This window comes from Bradyrhizobium diazoefficiens, assembly GCF_016612535.1.
Taxonomy (GTDB): domain Bacteria; phylum Pseudomonadota; class Alphaproteobacteria; order Rhizobiales; family Xanthobacteraceae; genus Bradyrhizobium; species Bradyrhizobium diazoefficiens_C.
The window spans coordinates 3,409,894-3,429,512 of record NZ_JAENXS010000001.1 but is presented as its reverse complement, the minus strand read 5'-3'; the positions used below and the strand labels follow the sequence as shown (position 1 = coordinate 3,429,512).

At 58.4% G+C, this 19,619-nt stretch carries 15 protein-coding genes and 6 pseudogenes; 16 read left to right on the top strand and 5 right to left on the bottom strand.

Annotated features, from left to right (window positions below; translation table 11 throughout):
• From JJE66_RS16215 to JJE66_RS38055, 6 genes and pseudogenes are all read left to right on the top strand, one after another.
• On the top strand, positions 1–1,008 hold the full coding sequence (locus tag JJE66_RS16215) for an ABC transporter ATP-binding protein (protein ID WP_200515178.1): 1,008 nt from the start codon (positions 1–3) through the stop codon (positions 1,006–1,008).
• On the top strand, positions 1,005–2,051 hold the full coding sequence (locus tag JJE66_RS16210; protein ID WP_200515177.1) for an ABC transporter ATP-binding protein: 1,047 nt from the start codon (positions 1,005–1,007) through the stop codon (positions 2,049–2,051). The genes JJE66_RS16215 and JJE66_RS16210 overlap by 4 nt, the downstream gene beginning before the upstream one ends.
• Before the next feature lie 227 nt (positions 2,052–2,278).
• Entirely contained in the window at positions 2,279–3,658 is a 1,380-nt protein-coding gene (locus JJE66_RS16205) for a CapA family protein (RefSeq protein ID WP_200515176.1), read from the top strand.
• A gap of 539 nt (positions 3,659–4,197) precedes the next feature.
• Positions 4,198–4,392 (top strand): hypothetical protein, encoded by a 195-nt coding sequence (locus JJE66_RS16200; protein WP_200515175.1) that lies wholly within the window; start codon positions 4,198–4,200, stop codon positions 4,390–4,392.
• A gap of 57 nt (positions 4,393–4,449) precedes the next feature.
• A pseudogene (locus tag JJE66_RS38925) lies at positions 4,450–4,710 on the top strand (transcription elongation factor GreAB); the annotation flags it as partial.
• A 29-nt stretch (positions 4,711–4,739) separates the two neighbouring features.
• On the top strand, positions 4,740–5,216 hold the full coding sequence (locus JJE66_RS38055; protein WP_246756225.1) for a hypothetical protein: 477 nt from the start codon (positions 4,740–4,742) through the stop codon (positions 5,214–5,216).
• A 1,106-nt stretch (positions 5,217–6,322) separates the two neighbouring features.
• Here the strand turns inward: JJE66_RS38055 and tnpB (JJE66_RS38450) are convergent.
• Positions 6,323–6,496 carry an IS66 family insertion sequence element accessory protein TnpB gene (tnpB, locus tag JJE66_RS38450; RefSeq protein WP_409362816.1) on the bottom strand — a complete coding sequence of 58 codons (174 nt, stop codon included), beginning with the start codon at positions 6,494–6,496 and terminating at the stop codon, positions 6,323–6,325.
• Positions 6,497–6,675: 179 nt separating this feature from the next.
• Here tnpB (JJE66_RS38450) and JJE66_RS38920 point away from each other — a divergent pair, with 179 nt between their 5' ends.
• The 8 genes and pseudogenes from JJE66_RS38920 to JJE66_RS16155 all read left to right on the top strand — a co-directional run bounded on the left by JJE66_RS38920 (position 6,676) and on the right by JJE66_RS16155 (position 12,160).
• Positions 6,676–7,122: a hypothetical protein gene (locus tag JJE66_RS38920; protein ID WP_409362815.1), complete on the top strand. Its 447-nt coding sequence runs from the start codon at positions 6,676–6,678 to the stop codon at positions 7,120–7,122.
• A complete protein-coding gene (locus JJE66_RS38915; RefSeq protein ID WP_200515173.1) occupies positions 7,022–7,429 on the top strand; it encodes a hypothetical protein in 408 nt (135 codons plus the stop codon). The genes JJE66_RS38920 and JJE66_RS38915 overlap by 101 nt, the downstream gene beginning before the upstream one ends.
• A pseudogene (locus tag JJE66_RS38910) lies at positions 7,378–7,593 on the top strand (asparagine synthase-related protein); the annotation flags it as partial. The gene JJE66_RS38915 and the pseudogene JJE66_RS38910, both read left to right, overlap by 52 nt.
• Positions 7,594–7,598: 5 nt before the next feature.
• Positions 7,599–8,503: pseudogene (locus JJE66_RS16175) on the top strand (asparagine synthase-related protein).
• Between the two features lie 134 nt (positions 8,504–8,637).
• Positions 8,638–10,139 (top strand): annotated as a pseudogene (locus tag JJE66_RS16170) (ISL3 family transposase).
• Positions 10,140–10,538: 399 nt separating this feature from the next.
• Positions 10,539–10,752 (top strand): annotated as a pseudogene (locus JJE66_RS16165) (transposase); the annotation flags it as partial.
• Positions 10,753–10,845: 93 nt separating this feature from the next.
• A protein-coding gene (locus JJE66_RS16160; RefSeq protein WP_200515170.1) for an IS630 family transposase occupies positions 10,846–11,794 on the top strand; the annotation gives its coding sequence in 2 pieces (ribosomal slippage) (positions 10,846–11,181 and positions 11,183–11,794; 948 coding nt in all).
• Between the two features lie 123 nt (positions 11,795–11,917).
• The gene (locus JJE66_RS16155) at positions 11,918–12,160 is read left to right on the top strand and encodes a hypothetical protein (RefSeq protein WP_200515169.1); all 243 of its coding nucleotides are present in this window, start codon (positions 11,918–11,920) and stop codon (positions 12,158–12,160) included.
• A 544-nt stretch (positions 12,161–12,704) separates the two neighbouring features.
• Here the strand turns inward: JJE66_RS16155 and JJE66_RS38045 are convergent.
• A complete protein-coding gene (locus JJE66_RS38045) occupies positions 12,705–13,145 on the bottom strand; it encodes an aminotransferase class III-fold pyridoxal phosphate-dependent enzyme (protein WP_246756224.1) in 441 nt (146 codons plus the stop codon).
• Positions 13,146–13,978: 833 nt separating this feature from the next.
• On the opposite strand from JJE66_RS38045, the pseudogene JJE66_RS38905 reads away from it, so the two are divergent.
• Positions 13,979–14,981 (top strand): annotated as a pseudogene (locus JJE66_RS38905) (IS3 family transposase); the annotation flags it as partial.
• A gap of 234 nt (positions 14,982–15,215) precedes the next feature.
• On the opposite strand, the gene JJE66_RS16130 reads toward JJE66_RS38905, so the two are convergent.
• From JJE66_RS16130 to JJE66_RS16120, 3 genes are all read right to left on the bottom strand, one after another.
• The gene (locus JJE66_RS16130; RefSeq protein WP_200515165.1) at positions 15,216–16,499 is read right to left on the bottom strand and encodes an IS256 family transposase; all 1,284 of its coding nucleotides are present in this window, start codon (positions 16,497–16,499) and stop codon (positions 15,216–15,218) included.
• Between the two features lie 75 nt (positions 16,500–16,574).
• Positions 16,575–16,751, bottom strand: a complete 177-nt coding sequence (gene tnpB / locus JJE66_RS38900) for an IS66 family insertion sequence element accessory protein TnpB (protein WP_200515164.1) — start codon at positions 16,749–16,751, stop codon at positions 16,575–16,577.
• Positions 16,752–17,209: 458 nt separating this feature from the next.
• A complete protein-coding gene (locus tag JJE66_RS16120) occupies positions 17,210–18,058 on the bottom strand; it encodes an aminotransferase class IV (RefSeq protein ID WP_200515163.1) in 849 nt (282 codons plus the stop codon).
• Between the two features lie 421 nt (positions 18,059–18,479).
• Between JJE66_RS16120 and JJE66_RS16115 the strand changes: the two genes are divergently transcribed.
• A complete protein-coding gene (locus JJE66_RS16115) occupies positions 18,480–19,613 on the top strand; it encodes a D-alanine--D-alanine ligase family protein (protein WP_200515162.1) in 1,134 nt (377 codons plus the stop codon).
• Positions 19,614–19,619 lie beyond the last annotated feature (6 nt).

Here is a 19,619-nt window from a genome sequence, read left to right as displayed (position 1 = left end):
ATGCACATGCAAAAAGCCGCAGGCGGTGACGTGCTTCTCGATGTGCATGAGTTGGAGACGCACTTTTATGGCGAAGACAGCGTAACCCGTGCCCTGGACGGCATTAGCTTCCAGGTCAAGCGGGGCGAGACGCTCGGCGTGGTCGGTGAATCCGGCTGCGGCAAGAGCGTCACCGCGCTGTCCATTCTTCGCCTGCTGCCCAAGCTCTCCGCCAAGACCGTCGGTGGGGAGATCCGCTTTCACGGACGTGACCTTCTCAAGCTCTCCCAAAGGGAGATACGAAAGATCCGCGGCAATCGGGTCGCCATGATCTTTCAGGAGCCGATGACGGGTCTGAATCCCGTTCATACTGTCGGTCGTCAGATTGCAGAAGCCCTGCAAATCCATACGAAAATCTCCCGGTCGGAAGCGATGCATAAGGCGGAAGAGATGCTAGGTTTCGTCCGCATCGCGGACCCCGATCGCCGGGTCAAGAACTATCCACACGAAATGTCGGGGGGCATGCGCCAGCGAGCGATGATCGCCATGGCGCTGGCCTGCTCGCCGGAACTGTTGATTGCCGATGAGCCGACCACTGCGCTCGACGTCACCATCCAGGCCCAGATCCTGCGGCTGATCGTCGATCTGAAAGAACGCATGGGAACGGCCGTGATGTTCATCACGCACGATCTAGGTGTTGTTGCCGAGACATGCCAGCGTGTGATCGTCATGTATGCCGGCCGGATCGTGGAGCAGGCGAATGTAGCGGACCTGTTCGCACATCCTGCACACCCCTATACCCAGGTCCTTATGCGCTCGGTGCCCGATCGGCGTCGCGGCCGCAGACAGCGCCTTCCAGAAATTCCCGGTATTGTGCCGACCCTGCGCGATCCGATTATCGGGTGCAGCTTCGCGCCGCGCTGCCCTTTTGCAATTGGCAAGTGCCGCGAAGAGACGCCTACGATGCGCGATGTCGGTCTCGGCCATGCTGCAGCATGCTGGCGTTCCGAAGAGGTCATGAGCGCATGAGCAATCCGCTGCTGAAAGTCGAGAATCTGACCAAGCACTATCTACTTGGTTCTGGTTTCCTTAGGAAGAGGGGCCCGGTGGTGCGGGCAGTGGAGGACGTCTCCTTCTCTGTCGATGCCGGCGAGACACTCTGTATCGTCGGCGAGTCCGGCTGTGGCAAGTCCACCGTCGCGCGGCTTCTGATGCGAATCGTCGAGCCGACGGCCGGGCGCGTGCTGATCGAGGGCACTGACATCGCGGGCCTCGATGCGCATGCGCTTCGCGCCTGGCGCCGCCGGATGCAGATGGTGTTTCAGGATCCTTATTCATCGCTGAACCCGCGTCTCACTGCCGGACAGATCATCACCGAACCCGTCGAGAATTTCGAACGCCTCAACCGGAAGCAGTGCCATGCGCTTGCCGCGGACCTTCTTCAAAAGGTGGGCATGCGGCCCGAAATAATGCATAGGTTTCCATCCGAATTGTCAGGGGGGCAGCGGCAACGGCTCGGTATCGCGCGGGCGCTGTCCCTTAAGCCCTCGCTCATCATCGCAGATGAGGCGGTCTCCGCGCTGGACGTCTCCGTGCAGGCCCAGATCTTAAATCTGCTGCTCGACCTCCAGCGGCAGATGGGCATCGCATTCATCTTCATCTCGCATGACTTGAGCGTCGTCGAGCATATCGCCCATCGCGTTGCAGTCATGTATTTGGGCCGCATCGTGGAACTGGCCCCGTGCGAGGCGCTGTTCGCCACGCCGGTGCATCCCTACACCGAGGCGCTGATCGCGGCGGCTCCGGTGCCGGATCCAACGCTGGTTCGGTTGGAGGCGCCGGTGGAAGGTGAGGTGCCAAGCCCGATCAATCCGCCGCGTGGATGCGCTTTTCATCCGCGCTGCCCGCTCGCGATCGAGCGTTGCCGGATGGAAGCGCCGCCTTTGGCGCCCATGCCCGATGGCCGGATCGTAGCTTGTCACGTGCGCGCACCAGCGACGGGACCACGGATTGAGCAGACCGCAAAGTATTCTTCTCCAACTCGGACAGGCCAGCTCCAGACTCCTCTCTGAGGAACGTTCGCGCAGCCATGGCTGCCGAGCCTGTCGGCCTCAGAATGACTAGTCTGCCTCGCTGTCGCAGTCGCCCTATCTATCATCCAAAGTATCTGAATTTAAGCTGTTGTGCCGCAAGGAATTGTGGGCGTCACAACCATCAAAAACCCCTTTCGGGACAGCGGGATGCTCGGTAAGCAGAGCGCAGATGACTTCCATGAGCGAATCGACCCATTGGAGACCCCATGAATAGACCCTCAGAAGAGAATTCGGTCCGGCAGGAGTTTGCCTATGATGCAGCTGGTTCGATTGCAACGAACGTCGCGGACGGCTTCACGATGGTAGCGGTCGGCGATCTCATTGTGACGAGGCCTCTGACCAAAGGTCAAGATCAGGGTTTCGGCGTACTGGTCAAGATACTTCGTAATGCCGATGTCACGTTTGGCAATATGGAAACCAACATCTTCGATGTCCGAACGTTCAAGGGTAGTCCGCAGGCTGAATACGGCGGTGCATATCACGTTAGCCTTCCGGAACTCGGACCTGACTTGAAGGCGATGGGTTTTAATCTCGTCAGTTACGCGAACAACCACGCATTTGACTGGGGCCTCGAAGGCATGCGGGAGACCAGCCGCGTGCTCGATGAAAACGGGATCGTCCATGCGGGCGTTGGCGAAAACCTCGCGCAAGCCGGTGCCCCTCGCTTTCTAGAGACCACACGCGGTCGCGTGGCATTGGTATCGTTTGCCACATCGTTCACGCCAATGTCTCGGGCATGCGATCCGGCTGGAGGCGCGCCAGGCAGACCGGGATTGAACAGCTTGCGTTTGAAGAGAAGCACCGTGATTCCAGCGGAGATGCTCAAGGGTTTAAGGCGGGTTCGAAGCGCATTACCGGACTCCATCCCCAACCGCGACGATCTAGATGCCGTTGTGCTAGCTGGAGTAACATACAGGTCGGGCGCCAAAGCCGGCTACAGCTATCAACCCGACCCTCGGGACGTCAGGGCCATTCTGCGAAACGTTCGGCAAGGCAAGCAGTTCGGCGATTTCTGCATCGCCACCAACCATGGTCACGAGCCTGGTAATTGGAGCCAGGAGCCGCCCGATTACGAACAATCGTTTGCTCATCGGCTAATTGACGCTGGAGCCGACGCATATATCGGGCACGGGCCTCACCGGTTGCGAGGTATCGAGATCTACAAGCGCCGACCCATATTCTATAGCCTTGGTAACTTCATCATGGATGACCTCCGAACGCCCGTTGGCGCTGACATGTTCGATGCATACGGCAGAGATCCCCGATCCCACACGGATGCCGAGGTGACGGTCAGCGAAATGTCAGAGGGGTATCGGACAGATCCGGGTTTTTCAGATCCGGTCTTTTATGACAGTATCGTCACGGTCAGCCGATTTGAGAAGAATCAGCTCACAGAGATCCGGCTTTATCCAATTGACCTTGGTCACTCGAAGAGGTTTGCCAACCGCGGCGTCCCCCGCTTGGCGCCTGCACCGCAAGCAAACGTCATCTTGGAACGTCTAAAGGCCATGTCGAAGCCATTTGGGACCCATATCGCCATAGAAGATGATACTGGAATCATCGAACTGCCGCCGAGCTCATCATAAGACGCGAGGCACTTGCACGATCTGCGGGACATTGAAGAAATTAGGAACAAGAGTTTGAGATGCGAGATTCGTACCGAAGCTCAGTGGTGAGCTTCGAAATCATGGTCGTGCCGAAGCCTTCGCGGTGTTGGGCCTGGGGGCAGCACTGGGAAAGCCGCTATGGTCAGGCCTACCGGTTCGGCCGGGGTCTTCGATCAGGGCAAAGGTACGGGATGGGTCGGCAGGAAACCTGAGAAATTCCGGTCGTGTCCAGGTGGAAAGCCGGCACGGAGCACCGGCCGAAACAACGCTCGAAACAACGCTCCAGGCCCGATCAACTTGGGGAAATCGGGAGCGCAAATACGAATACGAAGTACCAAGACACATGGAATCCCTAGGCGAAGACACAAGCTGACGGATGTGCACGGCAGGAAGTCGTGGTGGCTTCAGAGTACTGAGAAAGGCGGGCTCGGCCGGACCCGTTGGAGGAAGGGACTCGTCATCGGGAGGGAACGCTGAGTCCCGCGAACCTGATCTGGCGAGGAAGCATCCCCAGCGGGATGCTGATCTCGCTGCATCACCCGATCGACCGTGAATGGATGCTCGAAGCCTATCACCTGACGGGCAAGGATGGCGCGCCCGACATCGACGGCATGATGGCGGACTACGATGCAAACCTGAAGGTCAATCTTGATGACCTTCTGGCACGCATCAAATCCAATCGATACGTCGTGTCGCCGGTGCGGCGGCACTAGGTTCCGAAAGCAGATGGCCCCGAACGGCCGTTTAGCGTTCCGACACTGGAAGACAAGGTGGCGCAGCGGGCGGTTCTCCTGCTGCTGGAGCCGATCTATGAGACGGACTTCCGGGTTCGTACGGCTTCGGATCGGGACAATCGGCCTATGATGTTGCGAAATGGATTCATTGAGCAAGGGCTGCGCTGGGTGGTGGATGTCGATATCTCGAAATACTTCACCTGCATTGATCATCAGTGGTTACGCCGGATGGTGGCTCACCGGATTGCCGACCCGATCATCCTTCAGCTGATATCAAAATGGCTGGAGCCAGGAAGGGACTCAGCAAGGGGGCCCGATATCTGTACTTGCACTTTACGCTCGATCTTTGGTTTGCGAAGAAGTTCAAACCACTGTGTCGAGGCGAGGCATATCTGGTGCGTTTTGCTGATGAGTTCGTGGGGTGCTTCCAGTTCCAGGACGATGTGCAGAACTTCCGGCGCCAGTTGCAGGAGCGGTTCGCGCAGTTCAATCTGGAGCTGGCCGAGGAAAAGACTCGGCTGCTACTCTTTGGACGCTTTGCTGCCACCATGCGGGACAAGCACGGACAGAGTCCGGAGACATTTGAAATTCTCGGCTTCAAGCATGTCTCTTGGGTTGACCGGAGCGGGCAGTTCGCCCTGATCCGTATCCCCAGCACCAAGAGCTGCAGAAAGTTCCTCGCTCGTACCCGCGAGTGGCTGCTCGAGCATCGGCACTGGAAGAGACGCGAACAGCAACAACACCTAACGGTGATGCTGCGCGGCTTCTATCAGTACTTCGCTCTGCACCCACTGCGACCGTAAACTGAGCTGGATCCGCCTTGAAACCCAGCGACAGTGGAAGCAAGCCCTACAACGCCGTGGCCAACGCCGCCGGCTGAGTTGGGCACAATTGGGCGACCGCTCGTGGTTCGAGCTTCCGTTCGCTCGAAACTTGCATCCGACGGTGTGATGAGGCGCTCTTCGCGAATGTCATCTGGGGAGCCGGGTGCGGGAAATCTGCACGCCGGGCTCTGCTTGGGAGGCGAGTTCAAGAAGCCATGCCGGCTCGGTGAGGGCACTGACGTGAAAACGTCAGCAACAGTGAGGCTCCGCAAAGGCTACAGCTTCAAGGCTCGTCTCTACCATCCTGCTGGATGAATGGTTCGAGCAGATGGCGCGACCGCAGCCCAAGGGGCGCTTCCAACTGGTCCGATGGGCTGATGACGCGGTGATCGTCTTCGAGGACCCGATTGCTGAATGTCCTGGGCAAGCGGCTCGATCGGTATGGGCTTCAACTCCATCCGACCAAACCCCGCCTCGTCGATTTCCGGTTCAAATGCCCAGGTGGGCGTCATCCCGCGACGGCGGGGACCACATTCGACTTCTTTGGCTTCACTCATTTGTGGGGGCAATCGAGGAAGGATAAGAATGTCGTCCGGCAGATAACGGCGAAAGACCGCTACGCCCGCGCTGGCTTCCGTGACGGAATGGTATCGGGTCAACCGGCATCGTCCGTTCCGGAGCAGCACGCGCACTTGTCACGGGTGATCCGAGGCACTGCGCCGACTACGGCATCTCCGGCAACGGCCGACAGATCGGATGGTATCACCACCAGATCACGCGGATATGGGATACGAGTGGGCCGGCGCTCATTCAAACTGTCATCCCCGAGCTTCTTGATCGTGAGTTTGAGCTTCCGTATCAGCAGTGTCCGTGCCTGAGCTTCCTCCTCCGCGGCCAACCGGGTCGTCGCTCGGCGCGCAGCATCGCCTTCATCTGGTCATATCGTCAGGCCGAGAATCATCGGCGCCTATCGCCGACCGGAGAACCACAAGACGCGGTCTCTGTTCGAACCATTAATCGTACCGCCGATTCAAATCCCGACGATTTACCAGCCGCCTGCGGTGGCCAATGTGTTGCGGCATTCACTAACCGATGTCCTCCAGCAGGTAGCCGAGCTTGGCTGGCGTGATCGTCATCACGCCATCAGCCGAGGACGGCCACAGGAAGCGGCCGCGCTCCAGCGCTTCGCATAAGACGACATTCCAAATCCAACGTGCCAAAAGGACCTTGATAGCTTGCCGCTCTTGCGACGGAACCATGGAGGTCGCCGCGCTGTGGATCTTGCCCCGCCCACCATAATCAACACCGCGCTTCTCCGATCCAGCAAACCATCAGAACGGGTAGGTTCGCATCGCCCGACACTGAGGTAGCGCTTAGATCTCTACATGGCTTCCGTGAGGCGAACTACGCCACAGCTAGCGAAGGAGAGGATCCAAAGATGTGCGGTATGTGTGGGTGGGTTGACTTCGGTCGGGATCTTGGAATTCTTGACGCGCAGCGGTCGCTTGCCGAGATGACCGCTTCCATGGCCCGGCGAGGTCCGGACGGCGAAGGAAACTGGACGGACGGGCCTGTAGCTCTCGGACATCGCCGCCTAGCGATCGTTGACCTCCAAGGCGGTCACCAACCAATGAGTCTTGATGTAGACGGCCAACCAGCGTTGGTGCTCGTCTACACAGGAGAAGTTTACAATTACCGAGAACTGCGTCATAGGCTCGCTGCGTTGGGCCACCGATTCGATACGAGCAGCGATACCGAGGTACTGCTGCACGCCCACCGCGAGTGTGGCCAGCGAGACCCTCGTATCGCGGCTAGCGAGCTCAACGGAATGTTCGCATGCGCGCTTTGGGACACTGCGAAGCGCGAGTTGCTTCTCGTGCCGTGACCGTCTGGGGATCAAGCCACTTTACTACTATCCCACCAAGCAGGGAGTCTTGTTTGGCTCTGAGCCAAAGGCGATCCTCGCCAATGATCTCGCCGAACGCGTCATGGACGCTCACGGGCTGCGTCGTACCTTATGCTCGGTCGCCGCCCCCACGACACAGCGTTCCGCGGCATGCATCAGGTGCGGCCAGGCCATATTGTCCGCGTCACGCGTGAGGATATCCAGCAGATTAGCTACTGGCAGCTCACCAACCATGTGCATAACGATGACGTGCCTACGACCGTTCGGCGCGTCCGAGAACTGCTAGAGGACACAATCCAGCGTCAGCTGATTGCCGATGTTCCTGTGTGCACGCTCTTGTCCGGTGGCCTTGACTCTTCGGCGATGACCGCAATGGCCGCGCGCTTTAGTGACAAGCGAATCCCGTCCTTCGCCCTCAACTTCGTCGGTTATGCTGAGAATTTCATCCCTGCCCGATGTGCCCGGTACCCGACGGGCCTTACGCACAAGAAGTCGCCAAGTTTGCTGGTACCCACCACACGGAAATCATGTTGTCATCCGACGAACTCATGGACGGCGGAGTGCGGGCCAGCACTCTACATTCGCAAGATCTCCCACTCACCGGGGGGGACCTCGACGGCGCCGTGTTTCTTCTGTTTAAAGCGATCCGGCAGCATTCGAAGGTGGCGCTCTCCGGAGAAATCGCAGATGAACTTTTTGGCGGTTACTCTTGTTTCACGACATCGGGCGAGTCGAGGCTAATACATTCCCTTGGTCGGGGAACGTTGATATCGCTCGGCAAGCTTTAGATCCCAGCCTGATCGCGGAGCTTGACTTCCCGAGTTACCTCGAAGCCGAGTACCGCTCGGCGCTTGCGGAAGTACCCGCCCTCACGGGCTCGGTCTCGGCCGATCGCAACGAACATCGCATGCGCGAGATCTGCTACCTCTTTCTCACACGCTTCCTGCCGACGCTTCTCGATCGCCTCGACCGGCTGAGCATGGCTTCAGGTCTAGAAGTCCGCGTTCCCTATGGCGACCACCGCCTCGTGGAGTACGTGTTTGGTAGCCCGTGGGCCCACAAAAGTTTTGATAGTCGTGAGAAGAGTCTGTTGCGCGCCGCAAGCGCAGACCTCCTACCGCGTTCCGTCGTACAACGGGTCAAGAGCGTACTTCCATCTATCCAAGACCCACACTACTATGACATGTTGCGCACCCGTTTCATTGCGCTGCTAAATGATCGCAATGCGGCAATAAGACCGCTGCTGTCCGTCAACGGCTCACGCGGCTTGCTCAATGCAGCCGATAACGTCAGATGGACGCAAAATATCTTGGCCTTGCAAGATTTCCTAGCTGATTACAAAGTGAGTCTCGCACTTTGACACAATGAACTTGGTGTCGGCTCTGAGTCAAACTGGAATTGCTGGCTGTCAATCGGCTTGCAAATTTGGCTCTGACTCACTTTTGATGCAGTGTGATGTCTGCGTAGCGCTTTGATTGGGGGAGAATCAGCGCCATGCAGCAGGCACTCCAACGCTCCAGTCTGGTGCCGAGTGGGTTTGCTGTAGAGAGTGCGTATTACGATGGTGATAAGGCCGTTATTGCGGTCCGGGCATCCAGAAGTGTTGGCCTGTGTCCATCCTGCGGAACGGCTTCCCGACGTGTCCATAGCCGCTATCGGCGACGGGTAACCGATCTGCCGCTCTCGGGGCGGATCGTACAGCTCCTGGTGATCGCCCGCCGCTTCGGCTGCGACGCCGTCCGATGCGGGCGCCAGATCTTCACTGAGCGCTTCGCCGAAGGGGTCCTGGCTCCTTCCGCGCGACGCACAGCGAGGCTGGACTCTATCGTTCATCACCTCGGTCTGGCGCTTGGCGGACGACCGGCAGCAGGGTTCGCAAAACGGCTGATGCTGCCGGTAAGCAAGGATACGCTCCTGCGCGTGGTCCGACGCCGTACCCGCCCGCCGGCCGATCCGCTCAGGGTTATTGGCATTGATGATTGGGCTTGGGAGCGCAATTACCGATACGCCAGCATCGTCTGCAACCTGGAAAGACGCCGGGTAGTCACGCTGCTGCCGGACCGTGAGCCCGCAACTGCCCAAGCCAGGCTCGCTGCTCATCCCACGATCGCGATCGTATCCCGTGATCGCGGTGGAGGATATGGTGAAGCTGCGGCAAAGGCCCTGCCGCACGCGGTACAGGTCGCAGATCGCTGGCATCTGATGGAGAACGCCAGTCGGGCCTTCCTCGACGCCGTCCGCAAATCGATGCGCCAAATCCGCGGCGCGGTCGGGGCGACGACAATCGATCCCAGACTGCTCACCGCGGCCGAACGCCTACAATATGAGGGCTATCTCCGCCGCGAAGAGAGCAACGAAAGCATCTTGGGCCTGTCGAAAGGCGGAACGCCGATCAAGCGTGCGCCAGACCGGCCATAGCAGGAAGCTGGTGCGACAGGTGATCCGGGGCGAACGCCACGATGTCTTCCGGACCCGGCAGAGTTCACTCGATCAACACCTGCCATGGCTCGACGACCAATGGAGGGCCGGTTGCAGGAAACGGCGCTGAACTTTGGCGCCGCTTAAAAGCACGCGGCTTCCGAGGCTCCCTTCGCGTTGTCGGTGAATGGACGGCACATAGACGGCGGTCCGAAAAGGTTGATGTCGAAAGTCTTCATCGGATCCCATTGGCCAGAACAATCGCTCGTCTCATGACGGTCGGACGGGATACGCTTTCGAAAGCAGAGACGATCACTGTCGCCGCCGTCGAGGCTGGCGTTCCCACCCTTGTCGAAGCTCGAGAGATCATAGCCCAATTCCACCTGATGGTCCGGCGAGGAGCGGCCGCCGAACTGTCGCCATGGATCGAGCGCGCTCGTGCCAGTCTCGTTGCCTCATTCGCCCGCGGCGTTACGCTCGATGAAGCCGCGGTTCGCGCGGCAATTACATCGCCTTGGTCCTACGTACAGACTAAAGGGCAGATCACCCGCCTCACACTCGTTAGACGGCAAATGTAGGGCCGCAGCAAAATCGATCTGCTTCAGGCCAGACTAATCGGCGCAGAATAGAGCGGAGCTGCACCAAAACTGCGTCAGAGCCAATATTGCAGGCCGAACGACACATTGCCAGAGTGAGGTGGAGGCGCAGAGCGTTTGCGAAGCGCTGAAACTTCGACTGGCCGAGTGTCGTCTGGAATCGCATCCGACGAAGACGAGGATTGTCTACGGCAAGGACCATCGACGCCAGCAAGAGCGAGACGGTTATGTTCGACTTTCTCGCCGCCGAGGTCAGTCAGGGGGCCGTACTCGCAGAAAGAGTTCTGCGGGTTCACCCCGGCGGTCAGCAGTGCTGAACGCGATGCGGGCAATGATCCGAGACTTGAACTTTCGTAAGCGGCCAAATCTGACGCTGGACCCAATTATCTACTCAACCGATGGGATGGCTTTGCCCGCCTTGTCCACGACGAAAGGGTCTGCATGACGAACAATGAAGCAGAGCGAACATTGCGCGGTTTTGCTCTGGGAAGAAAGGCATGCTTGTTCGCCGGTTCTGATCGCGGCGCCGAGCGGACTGTCGTGATGGGCCACTCTTATGATGACGGCGCGTCTCAACGAAATCGACCTGAAAGCCTAGAGCGTTTCATTGCTTAATTGAATCGGAGGGGATTCCAGCTTTTGGCGGTTTGTGTTTCAAGATGCTGACTGGATTGGAGGCCAGCATCGCATGACCCGACCTCTTTCCCTGGATCTTCGCGAGCGAGTAGTGGCGTCGGTTTTGGCGGGCGAGAGCTGCCGGTCCGTGGCCGAGCGGTTCGGCGTTGCGGTCTCGTCGGTTGTGAAGTGGGCACAGCGGCAGCGGGCGACCGGCTCGGTTGTGCCCGGCAAGATGGGCGGCCACCGCAAGCCTGTGCTCGATCCGCACCGCGCCTTCATCGTCGAGCGGATCACTCAGACGCCGCACCTGACGCTACATGGTCTGAAGGCGGAACTGGCAGCCCGCGGGGTCAAGGTCTCGCACAACGCGGTCTGGCTGTTCCTGCGCCGAGAAGGGCTACGCTTCAAAAAAAACACTGTTCGCCCTTGAACAGGCTCGCACAGACATCTCTCGCAGGCGTCAACGTTGGCGATCCTGGCAGGCCGGGCTCGATCCGGGCCGGCTCGTCTTCATCGATGAGACCTGGATCAAGACCAACATGGCCCCGTTGCGGGGCTGGGGTCCCAAAGGGGCCCGCCTGCGCGGCTTCGCGCCGCACGGCCACTGGCGAACCCTGACATTCCTCGGCGCGCTCCGCCATGACCAACTCACGGCACCCTGCGTCTTCGACGGGCCGATCAACGGTGAATGCTTTCGCGCTTATGTCGAGCATCTTCTCCTGCCAACCCTGCGCGAAGGCGACATCGTCGTTTTCGACAATCTCGGAAGCCACAAGTCGAAAGCTGTCAGGCAGATGATCCAGGCCGCTGGCGCCAGGCTCTGGTACCTGCCGCCATACTCGCCCGACCTCAACCCGATCGAACAGGCCTTCGCCAAGATCAAACACTGGATGAGGCAGGCTCAGAAGCGCACCGTCGAGGACACTTGGCGCCACATCGGCCAACTCGTCCAGGACATCCAGCCTCGCGAATGCACAAACTACTTCGCCAATGCGCGTTATGCTTCAGTCAAAAAGTGAAACGCTCTAGCTTGCAGACGTCTTGACGCGCATCGCCGACATGCCGCAGAACCGCCTGCAAGGGTTGTTGCCCTGGAACTGGACGCCTCCTGCGTCGAGGGCCCCTGCCCAGGTGGCCTAGCCATGCACGTCAAGAAGGTTCACCCCGTCTTCACTATCGCTCGCGTCGCAAAAGACCTCCGCGGAAACAAGGACTGGCTCTGGGACGTGGCCAACGGAATGGATACAGTAGATGGCGTCATCTGGGTTTACGGCATAGGTGACGACCAGATCATGGCGTTCACCGAATTCGGCATCGAAAAACTCACGCAGCTCATCAAGATGCACAAGGAAGACCCCGAACTCCTCAAGCGGTGGAATCGGTGAGCCCCTGTCCGTGGCCTAGCTCGGATGGATACGAATTACCTGAGCTTGCTAAGAAGTTTCGATCAAGTAATGCCATCCTTTCTAGTGTCGAGGCCGAAAGCGGCTTTGATGCTATAAGAAGCAGATCTTGCTATTGCGCTCTCTGAAGTTCGCGAGGATCCATCAGAATCAAAGACATTCTGCGATTTAGTCCGCAAAATTCATGCCGCGATTAACTTTCCTGGTAGTTCCAATAAAAGAGTGAACATCGTTCGTGACCAAACCAGCCGGCGTTCGAGGTGAAAGAATCGTGTCCTCCCGCAGAGTTTCGGCCAACGCCTAGAAAATAATTCGAGGCCTTGATGTAGCGTGTCGCTGTCAATCGTGAGTGCCGGCAAGATTTTTACGACCTCATCAACGGGGCCGCATCGTTCGATGGCCAATCCCTTTTCGAATGCCTTGCGTGTCGTAGCCGCTGCAACTGCAGCCGTTTGGCAATTAAACCCCAGGGCCATTCCCCCGGCCTCGAACCGCAAAATTGTTTGCACGTTTTGATGCAATAGCCTTAAGTCGAGACCGCATAACCTTGCCCGTGGCCTCGCTTTGCTGCGAAAATGTTGGATTGCGCCAGTAAATTAATAGCGGCGTTCGCGGAGACGAGGGCAAGATTATTACTACGAAACGTACCAGTGTGTTCGCCCGGTCGCCACACGTCAAACTCTTCTTTGATCAACAACATTGATAGCGGCAGGCCGTACCCACTTGGGGACTTAGACATCGCGACGATATCGGGAGACAGCTGGGCACACTCGAAGCTAACAAACTGTCCCGTGTGACCACAGCCCATCTGAATGTCATCAACAATGAAAAGGGCGCCAACATCTTTTGCTAGTGCCTGAATCGACCTTAACCATTGCTCTCTAGCTACGTTTATGCCGCCTTCTCCTTGCACAGTTTCGACAAGAATGGCAGCAGGATGATCAACGTCACTGCTCTCGTCTGCCAATATCTCTCACATGTAGCCAGTATCGATCCCCAGGCCAAAGTAGCCATCAAAAAGGCATGAAGGCTGTCCCGGACAGAGAAGTGCCACCGGCGGCGCGGTAAGAGCGATTACCGCTCGCGGCGGTCGCTCCTAAGCTCATCCCATGATAGCCCCGTGTGAATGAAATGATGTTATGGCGACCAGTAACTTTTCGCGCGAGCCTTAATGCCGCCTCATTAGAACCTGTTAGCCCGGTGAACTGAAGTTGCTAGTCCAGGCTCCTTTTCCGAAGTATGATAGAGCTGAAAGTCTCCATGAATTCCAGTCTCGCTGGCGTGGCCATATCCAGCCCGCGCAATACAGCGTCCGATGCAAAGTACTGAGCGACAGCCTTTCTAATCGCAGGATTGTTGTGGCCGTAGTTCAGTGCTCCGGCGCCGGAGAGAAAGTCAATGACCTTTCTCCCATCTCCGTTAGCATTATTGAGCCGGCGCGCGGCTGAAAATCGCCGGGAACGAACGGGAGTATGAGCGGACGTTTGATTCAGGGGATTCGAGACGCTCGATGTCGCGCGATTTGCAGAGTCCTTCGTCCATCATTGTCTCTTTGGTAGGCTAACAAGTTGCACCCGCTCTCAAGATTATCACCCTAACGATCAAGGATCGCGACACTCAGGTTGCCCATTCTCCCTAATCTACGTTTTCCAGAACGGTTGCACTCATGTACGCGAGATGCGGCACGCAGCAACCTACTAGCGTCGGTACTGTTCTTTGTGTAGCAAGTGAAATGGGGCCCGATTTGGGACCATGAGCTTAGTTGGAAGGAGCTGCTCCGTTTGATAAACGGAGCGCATGATGACGACGAAGACGAGACGCAAAATCGACGCGGCACTGAAGGCAAAGATCGCGCTGAAAGCCGTGCGGGGGCAGGCGCCCCGGGCCTTTGACGCGGGTGTGGGGCGGGGAGAGCGAGGACGCGAGATCGAGAAGCTGCACGCCAAGATTGGACAACTGACAGTTGATTGCGTTTTTTTAGCGCAGATGTCCGTAAGATGAGCACGCCGGACCATCGAGGAATGCTCGATCGCGCCGACATGGCGCTGTCGATCCGCCCGCAATGCATATTGCTTGGCATCGTGCGCTCTGGGTCTACCGGCCGCCACGGCCGGCCAACGACAACGACCTTGCCCTGATGCAGCGGATCGACGAGCTGTTCACAGCCTGGCCGTTCCTGGGCTCGCGGCGAATGACCGCGATGCTGAAGGCTGAGGGGCTTCAGGTCAATCGCAAGCGCGTGCAGCGGTTGATGCGCAAGATGGGCATCGCGCGCTGGGACCGAAGCCGAACACGACAAAGCGGGCGCCGGGCCACAAGATTTATCCCTATCTCTGCGCAACATGACGATCGACCGGCCGAACCAGGTGTGGGCGGCTGACATCACGTACTGGCCCATCGGCCGCGGCTTTCTCTATCTCGTCGCGCTCATCGACTGGGCGAGCCGTGCGGTTCCGGCGTGGCGGTTGTCGAACACGATGGACGTCTCGTTCTGCGTGGCGGCTCTGGACGAGGCGTTGGCGAAGTACAGCACGCCGGAGATTTTCAACACCGACCAAGGCAGCCAGTTCACCAGCGCGGCCTTTACCGGCGCGTTGGCGGGCGCAGGGATCAAGATCTCCATGGATGGCCGTCGTCGTTGGATGGACAACGTCTTCATCGAGCGGCTGTGGCGGTCGCTCAAGCATGAGAACATCTATCTCAAGGGCTATGCCGCGGCCGCGAGGCCAAGGCAGGGGTCGCGAGCTGGATCGCCTTCTACAACGATCGTCGCCTTCATCAGGCGCACGGCTATCGCAGGCCGATGGCGGTCCGGCGCGAGCGGATGCAGGTCGCGAAGGCTGTGGCCATCGTGGAGAACGCTGACGCGTTGACCACATGCCCACAGCAACTGCAGCAGACAGAGTCTCGGGCAGCGTGATAGAAAGGGATCAGGAGCGGTCAGTTTCCAACTATCAAACCGGTTCAAGCGGTCCCGCTTCGCGGGTCCATTTCACCGCGACGAGCTATCGCCAAATTTTGGTGACGGCGGTGCCGGTCAGGCGGCGGCGGTGATTGGCTGACGATCGGTCGACTTGGCGATGACCTCGATGCCATCGTTGAATGTCACACCAAGAACGAGTTTTGGCAACTGGTTGTGGCCATCGAGACGGCGCCAGCTTTTCTGTGCGCCCTCGACCAGTTTGAAGACCATGGCGAGCGCGGTCCCGTTCGACAGACAACCCTTCGATCGGATGGTGCGGTGGCGCACGGTGGCGAAGGTGCTTTCGATGGGGTTGGTCGTCCGCAAGTGTTTCCAGTGCTCGGCCGGGAAGTCGTAGAAGGCGAGCAGCGTGTCTCGATCCTTGCTCAGGCAGTCGGCCGCCTTCTCGTATTTCAGCGCGTAGCTCTCGATGAAGGCATCGAACGCCAGCCCGGCGGCGACCTTCGTTTCAGCCATCCAGATCTCCTGCAACGCGCGCTTGGCTTTCGGCTGCTGGCTCTTCGGCAGCTTGGCGAGCACGTTTGCAGTCTTGTGCACCCAGCAGCGCTGCTCGCGCGTTTTCGGCCAGACCTCGCCGGCGGCTTTCCAGAAGCCGAGTGCGCCATCGGCGATGACGAGCCGCGGAGGCGCGTCGAGCCCACGGCGCTTCAGATCAAGCAGCAGACCGCGCCAGTCATGCGCGCTTTCGCGGGCGCCATCGGTGAAGCCGACCAGTTCCTTGCGGCCTTCCGGCGTCGCTCCGATCAGCACCAGGATGCACTGCTTTGCGTCCTCGAGCCGCGCCTCCAGATGGATGCCATCGGCCCAGATGTAGACGTAGCGCTTGGCCGACAGATCGCGCTTCTGCCACGCGGTGTGCTCGTCGAGCCAGCCATCCTTCAGGCGACCGATCGCGGAGGCCGACAACCCGGCGGCATCCTTGCCGAGCAGCGCAGCCAGCGCTTCCGAGAAGTCGCCAGTCGAGATCCCCTTCAGGGAAAGGATCGGCAGCAGCGTCTCGATCGACTTCGAACGCCGCATGTAGGGTGGCAGGATCGCCGGAGAGAACCGGATGCGGTCGGGATCGGAGGCGTCCGCCTCGCGATCGCGCACACGCGGCTGGCGGATAGCGACCGGACCGATACCGGTCATCACCTCCCGCTCCGGCAGGTGACCGTGGCGGACGATGCGCTGGTGGCCGTCCGCGGTCTTCAAATCGGCATGCTTGCCGAGAAGGTCCTCGACCTCGGCCTCGACCGCCTGAGCGAGAAGGGCGCGTGCCCCGCTGCGCAAGACTTCTGTGAGTTGATCGGCGACGGTTCCTGGCTGAATCAGCTTGATGATGTTATCTTTGGACACGGCATATCGCTCCTTCGGTGGAGAAGTGGAGGCGTCAAGCACCCCCACGATATGCCGCCTTTCCGATTCCCGCCGTCACCAACTTTCGGCGATAGCTCCACCGCGACGGCCCTGGAATATGTAACGATCGCCCGCGAACGGATCGCGCTTCAAGCTCTCAACCGCAAGCGCCAGGCGCGGCATGCCCCCCCAGCGCATGTCCGTCCGGAAGGTTGCGATCCAGGCCCTGACGCCGCTCGGGATGGGGATCATCGCTGCCTCAGAAGCTCAGGGGGCACGCTGCAGTGCCTCACTGTCCACGCCACGGTCAACGCGCGCACGGCAGCCCCCACGAAGCTCGATCTCAACGATTCCAGCTATTTCACGCTGCGCAGGCGGTGAAACCACTGGCTGTGTCGTGTCGTTTGAGATCGGCCCGCCACCGGTGTGATCTCGTGACCTCGACAGGAACGAGAGGTTGCACGGCGTCTCCGCCCAGTCGACCCTGGCGCGCCTGTCGATGCACGTGAAGAGCAGACTGTGAGCCACCCCGTGCAGGCGCGCGATGCCACAGACCGTCTCGCCAGCGTGCAAGGTCCTTTGAACCTCCTCAACGTAGAGCCCGATCGCCGCAGACCCTCCGCGCCCAACACGTTGACCTGCATTCGCCACCTGACCTTAAAGCGACACTTAAGGTCAAATCCTCGGCATTGAACCCGCGCTGTCCCATCCTAGACTCCGATCTCGGTTAGGAAGGCTTCGTGAAGCTCTGTCGTGACTACACCTATCTTTCCGTTCCCGATTTCTTGCCCGTCGATACTGATTACGGGCGTCACAAAATGCATTGCGCTGGTAATGAACGCTTCGCGGGCAGCAAGCGCCTCCTCTAGACTAAACGCTCGCTCGTCTACCTTCAGCCCCCGAGACCTACAGAGCGACAGCAAGGCTTCTCGAGTGCAGCCGGCCAGAATTTCGCGAGAAACGGGTCGAGTCACGATAGCGCCATCGTGTTGAACTATATATGCGTTCGCGGAGGCGGCCTCGGTCACGAGGCCGCGAGAGACAAACCAAGCTTCTTGACAACACTTCCGCTTTGCTTCCATCCTTGCAATGACCTGGTAGAGAAGTTGAGTGGTTTTGACGTCACGCCAGCCCCACCTTAGGTCTTCCACTGAACACACAGCGATCCCTCTATAAGATTCACCTCTTTTGATAATATTAGTCCTGCCAATACTCACGATCGTGGTTGGTATCATGTTATCCAGATAAGTGAACGCGCGTTCGCCTATGCCGCGCGTCACCTGGACATAAACATACCCCTCACGGAGCTTATTGAGTTTGATTACCTCAACGACTTGCTCGTCGAGTTCGGTCCAAAACCGTTCTGGTACACAAAGATTGATCGCCTGCGTTGAACGCTCGATGCGCGCACGATTCAGATTCCAGTTGATCAGACGGCACTCGGCGACAGGACAACAGTCATAGACGCTATCCGCAAACATCAAGCCGCGATCGAAGATCGACACCTTTGCTTCCGCGGAAGGCATGAACTTGCCATTCACGCAAACAATCTCCTTCATTTTGCATCTCCCTGCATCTCAGCGCGCGCGGCGTCGGACACAATGCGTTCATGACACGATTGGCTGCGCGATCATATCGCGGTCTTTTCTATCAAACACCTGCAAGCTAATTCTTGGCAGCTAGCAGACAGATTATTCAAGCGCGATCGAACTGTAGAGAAACCCGCGCGCTATAGACCAGCACAGAGGAGTCATTCAGCGCGCCTGATGGTCCAGAATCCCACCGTTAAGACTGCTCCACCTCACGTTCGATGCGTTGGACTTAGATCTAGTCACTATGGCCGCAACTGCGCAACTCTCTTTGCTGGTAGTTGCGGACTGTCGCTGACGATGATCCTGTCTTGGCCAGGCCTATCCAGGCTCCGACGCCTATCCAGGCTCAGACGTAAGCGCGCTTGTTCGAACGATGTTGAGGATGGTCATGGCCATACTAAACGTAGCATTCATGTTCGGTGGACGCTCAGCTGAGCACGATGTCTCGTTGCGATCCTTTCAAGCCATCTATGAAACCTTGGACCGGCAACGCTATAATCCCCTACTGGTGGGTGTCTCAAGGGACGGAAAGTGGTGGCTGCATGAGGATACAAAATCGGTTCTGCAAAATTTAGAATCCTCAGGTGCTCAGATAGTGTTTTTACCCGGAGGACGCGGCAAAGCCATCGTACACGGGCCCGGAACGGGTTACACTCTATGCCATGTTGATGTAGCGTTCCCAATGTTGCACGGCCCATTCTGCGAGGACGGCCTTTTGCAAGGCACTTTGGAAACGGCGCAGGTACCGTTTGTGGGATCGCCGGTTCTTGCCTCGGCGATATGCATGGACAAGGACATTTTTAAACGAACTTTGCGGGACGCGGGTATTCCGACGCCACGGCACTTGGCTTTGGCACGTGGAGAAGAGCTCGCGTTTCACCTTGCGCAAAGAGTGCTCCGGAGCAGCTCGTTATTTGTAAAGCCGGCAAGCCTTGGCTCTTCGATTGGGGTCAGCAAAGTCACTTGCGACTCAGAGTTTCGAGCCGCTATCGACCTCGCATTTACTTATGACAACAAAATACTGTTGGAAGAGTACGTGCAGGCTCGCGAGCTTGAGTGCGCCATCTTACAGGACCCCGAAGTTCAAACCGAGCTACTGTCTTCGTGGCCTGGTGAAATCATTCCGGCTAATCATCATGCGTTTTATACCTATCAGGCGAAGTACATCGATCAAAAGGGAACAATCTGGAAAACTAATGCGGAGGTCGCCGAAGCGGTGGCTGATCGAGTGCGGGCGCTATCTTGCGCGGCGTTTAGAGCGATCGGCTGCGAGGCAATGGCACGGGTTGACCTCTTTTTGAGAGCGAATGGCGAAATCCTGATTAATGAGGTGAACACAATTCCCAGCTTTGGGCCATCCAATATGTTCGCGAAAATGGTCGAGGCATCGGGTATTACGTACCGGGTATTAGTACAAAGGCTACTTGAACATGCGATCAAACGGTCTGAACGGGGAGGCTCACCGATTTCAGCCCGCGCGACTCTGGCATCAGCGGAGCCGGTGCGCGACGATATCCGCTAGGAGCCA

What these genes read in the sequence shown, in the direction of transcription:
- JJE66_RS16215 (WP_200515178.1), top strand. Translation starts at nt 1, where the DNA reads ATGCACATGCAAAAAGCCGCAGGCGGTGACGTGCTTCTCGATGTGCAT.
- JJE66_RS16210 (WP_200515177.1), top strand. Translation starts at nt 1,005, where the DNA reads ATGAGCAATCCGCTGCTGAAAGTCGAGAATCTGACCAAGCACTATCTA.
- JJE66_RS16205 (WP_200515176.1), top strand. Translation starts at nt 2,279, where the DNA reads ATGAATAGACCCTCAGAAGAGAATTCGGTCCGGCAGGAGTTTGCCTAT.
- JJE66_RS16200 (WP_200515175.1), top strand. Translation starts at nt 4,198, where the DNA reads ATGCTGATCTCGCTGCATCACCCGATCGACCGTGAATGGATGCTCGAA.
- tnpB (WP_409362816.1), bottom strand. Translation starts at nt 6,496, where the DNA reads ATGGTTCCGTCGCAAGAGCGGCAAGCTATCAAGGTCCTTTTGGCACGT.
- JJE66_RS38920 (WP_409362815.1), top strand. Translation starts at nt 6,676, where the DNA reads ATGTGCGGTATGTGTGGGTGGGTTGACTTCGGTCGGGATCTTGGAATT.
- JJE66_RS16155 (WP_200515169.1), top strand. Translation starts at nt 11,918, where the DNA reads ATGCACGTCAAGAAGGTTCACCCCGTCTTCACTATCGCTCGCGTCGCA.
- tnpB (WP_200515164.1), bottom strand. Translation starts at nt 16,751, where the DNA reads ATGATCCCCATCCCGAGCGGCGTCAGGGCCTGGATCGCAACCTTCCGG.
- JJE66_RS16120 (WP_200515163.1), bottom strand. Translation starts at nt 18,058, where the DNA reads ATGAAGGAGATTGTTTGCGTGAATGGCAAGTTCATGCCTTCCGCGGAA.
- JJE66_RS16115 (WP_200515162.1), top strand. Translation starts at nt 18,480, where the DNA reads ATGGCCATACTAAACGTAGCATTCATGTTCGGTGGACGCTCAGCTGAG.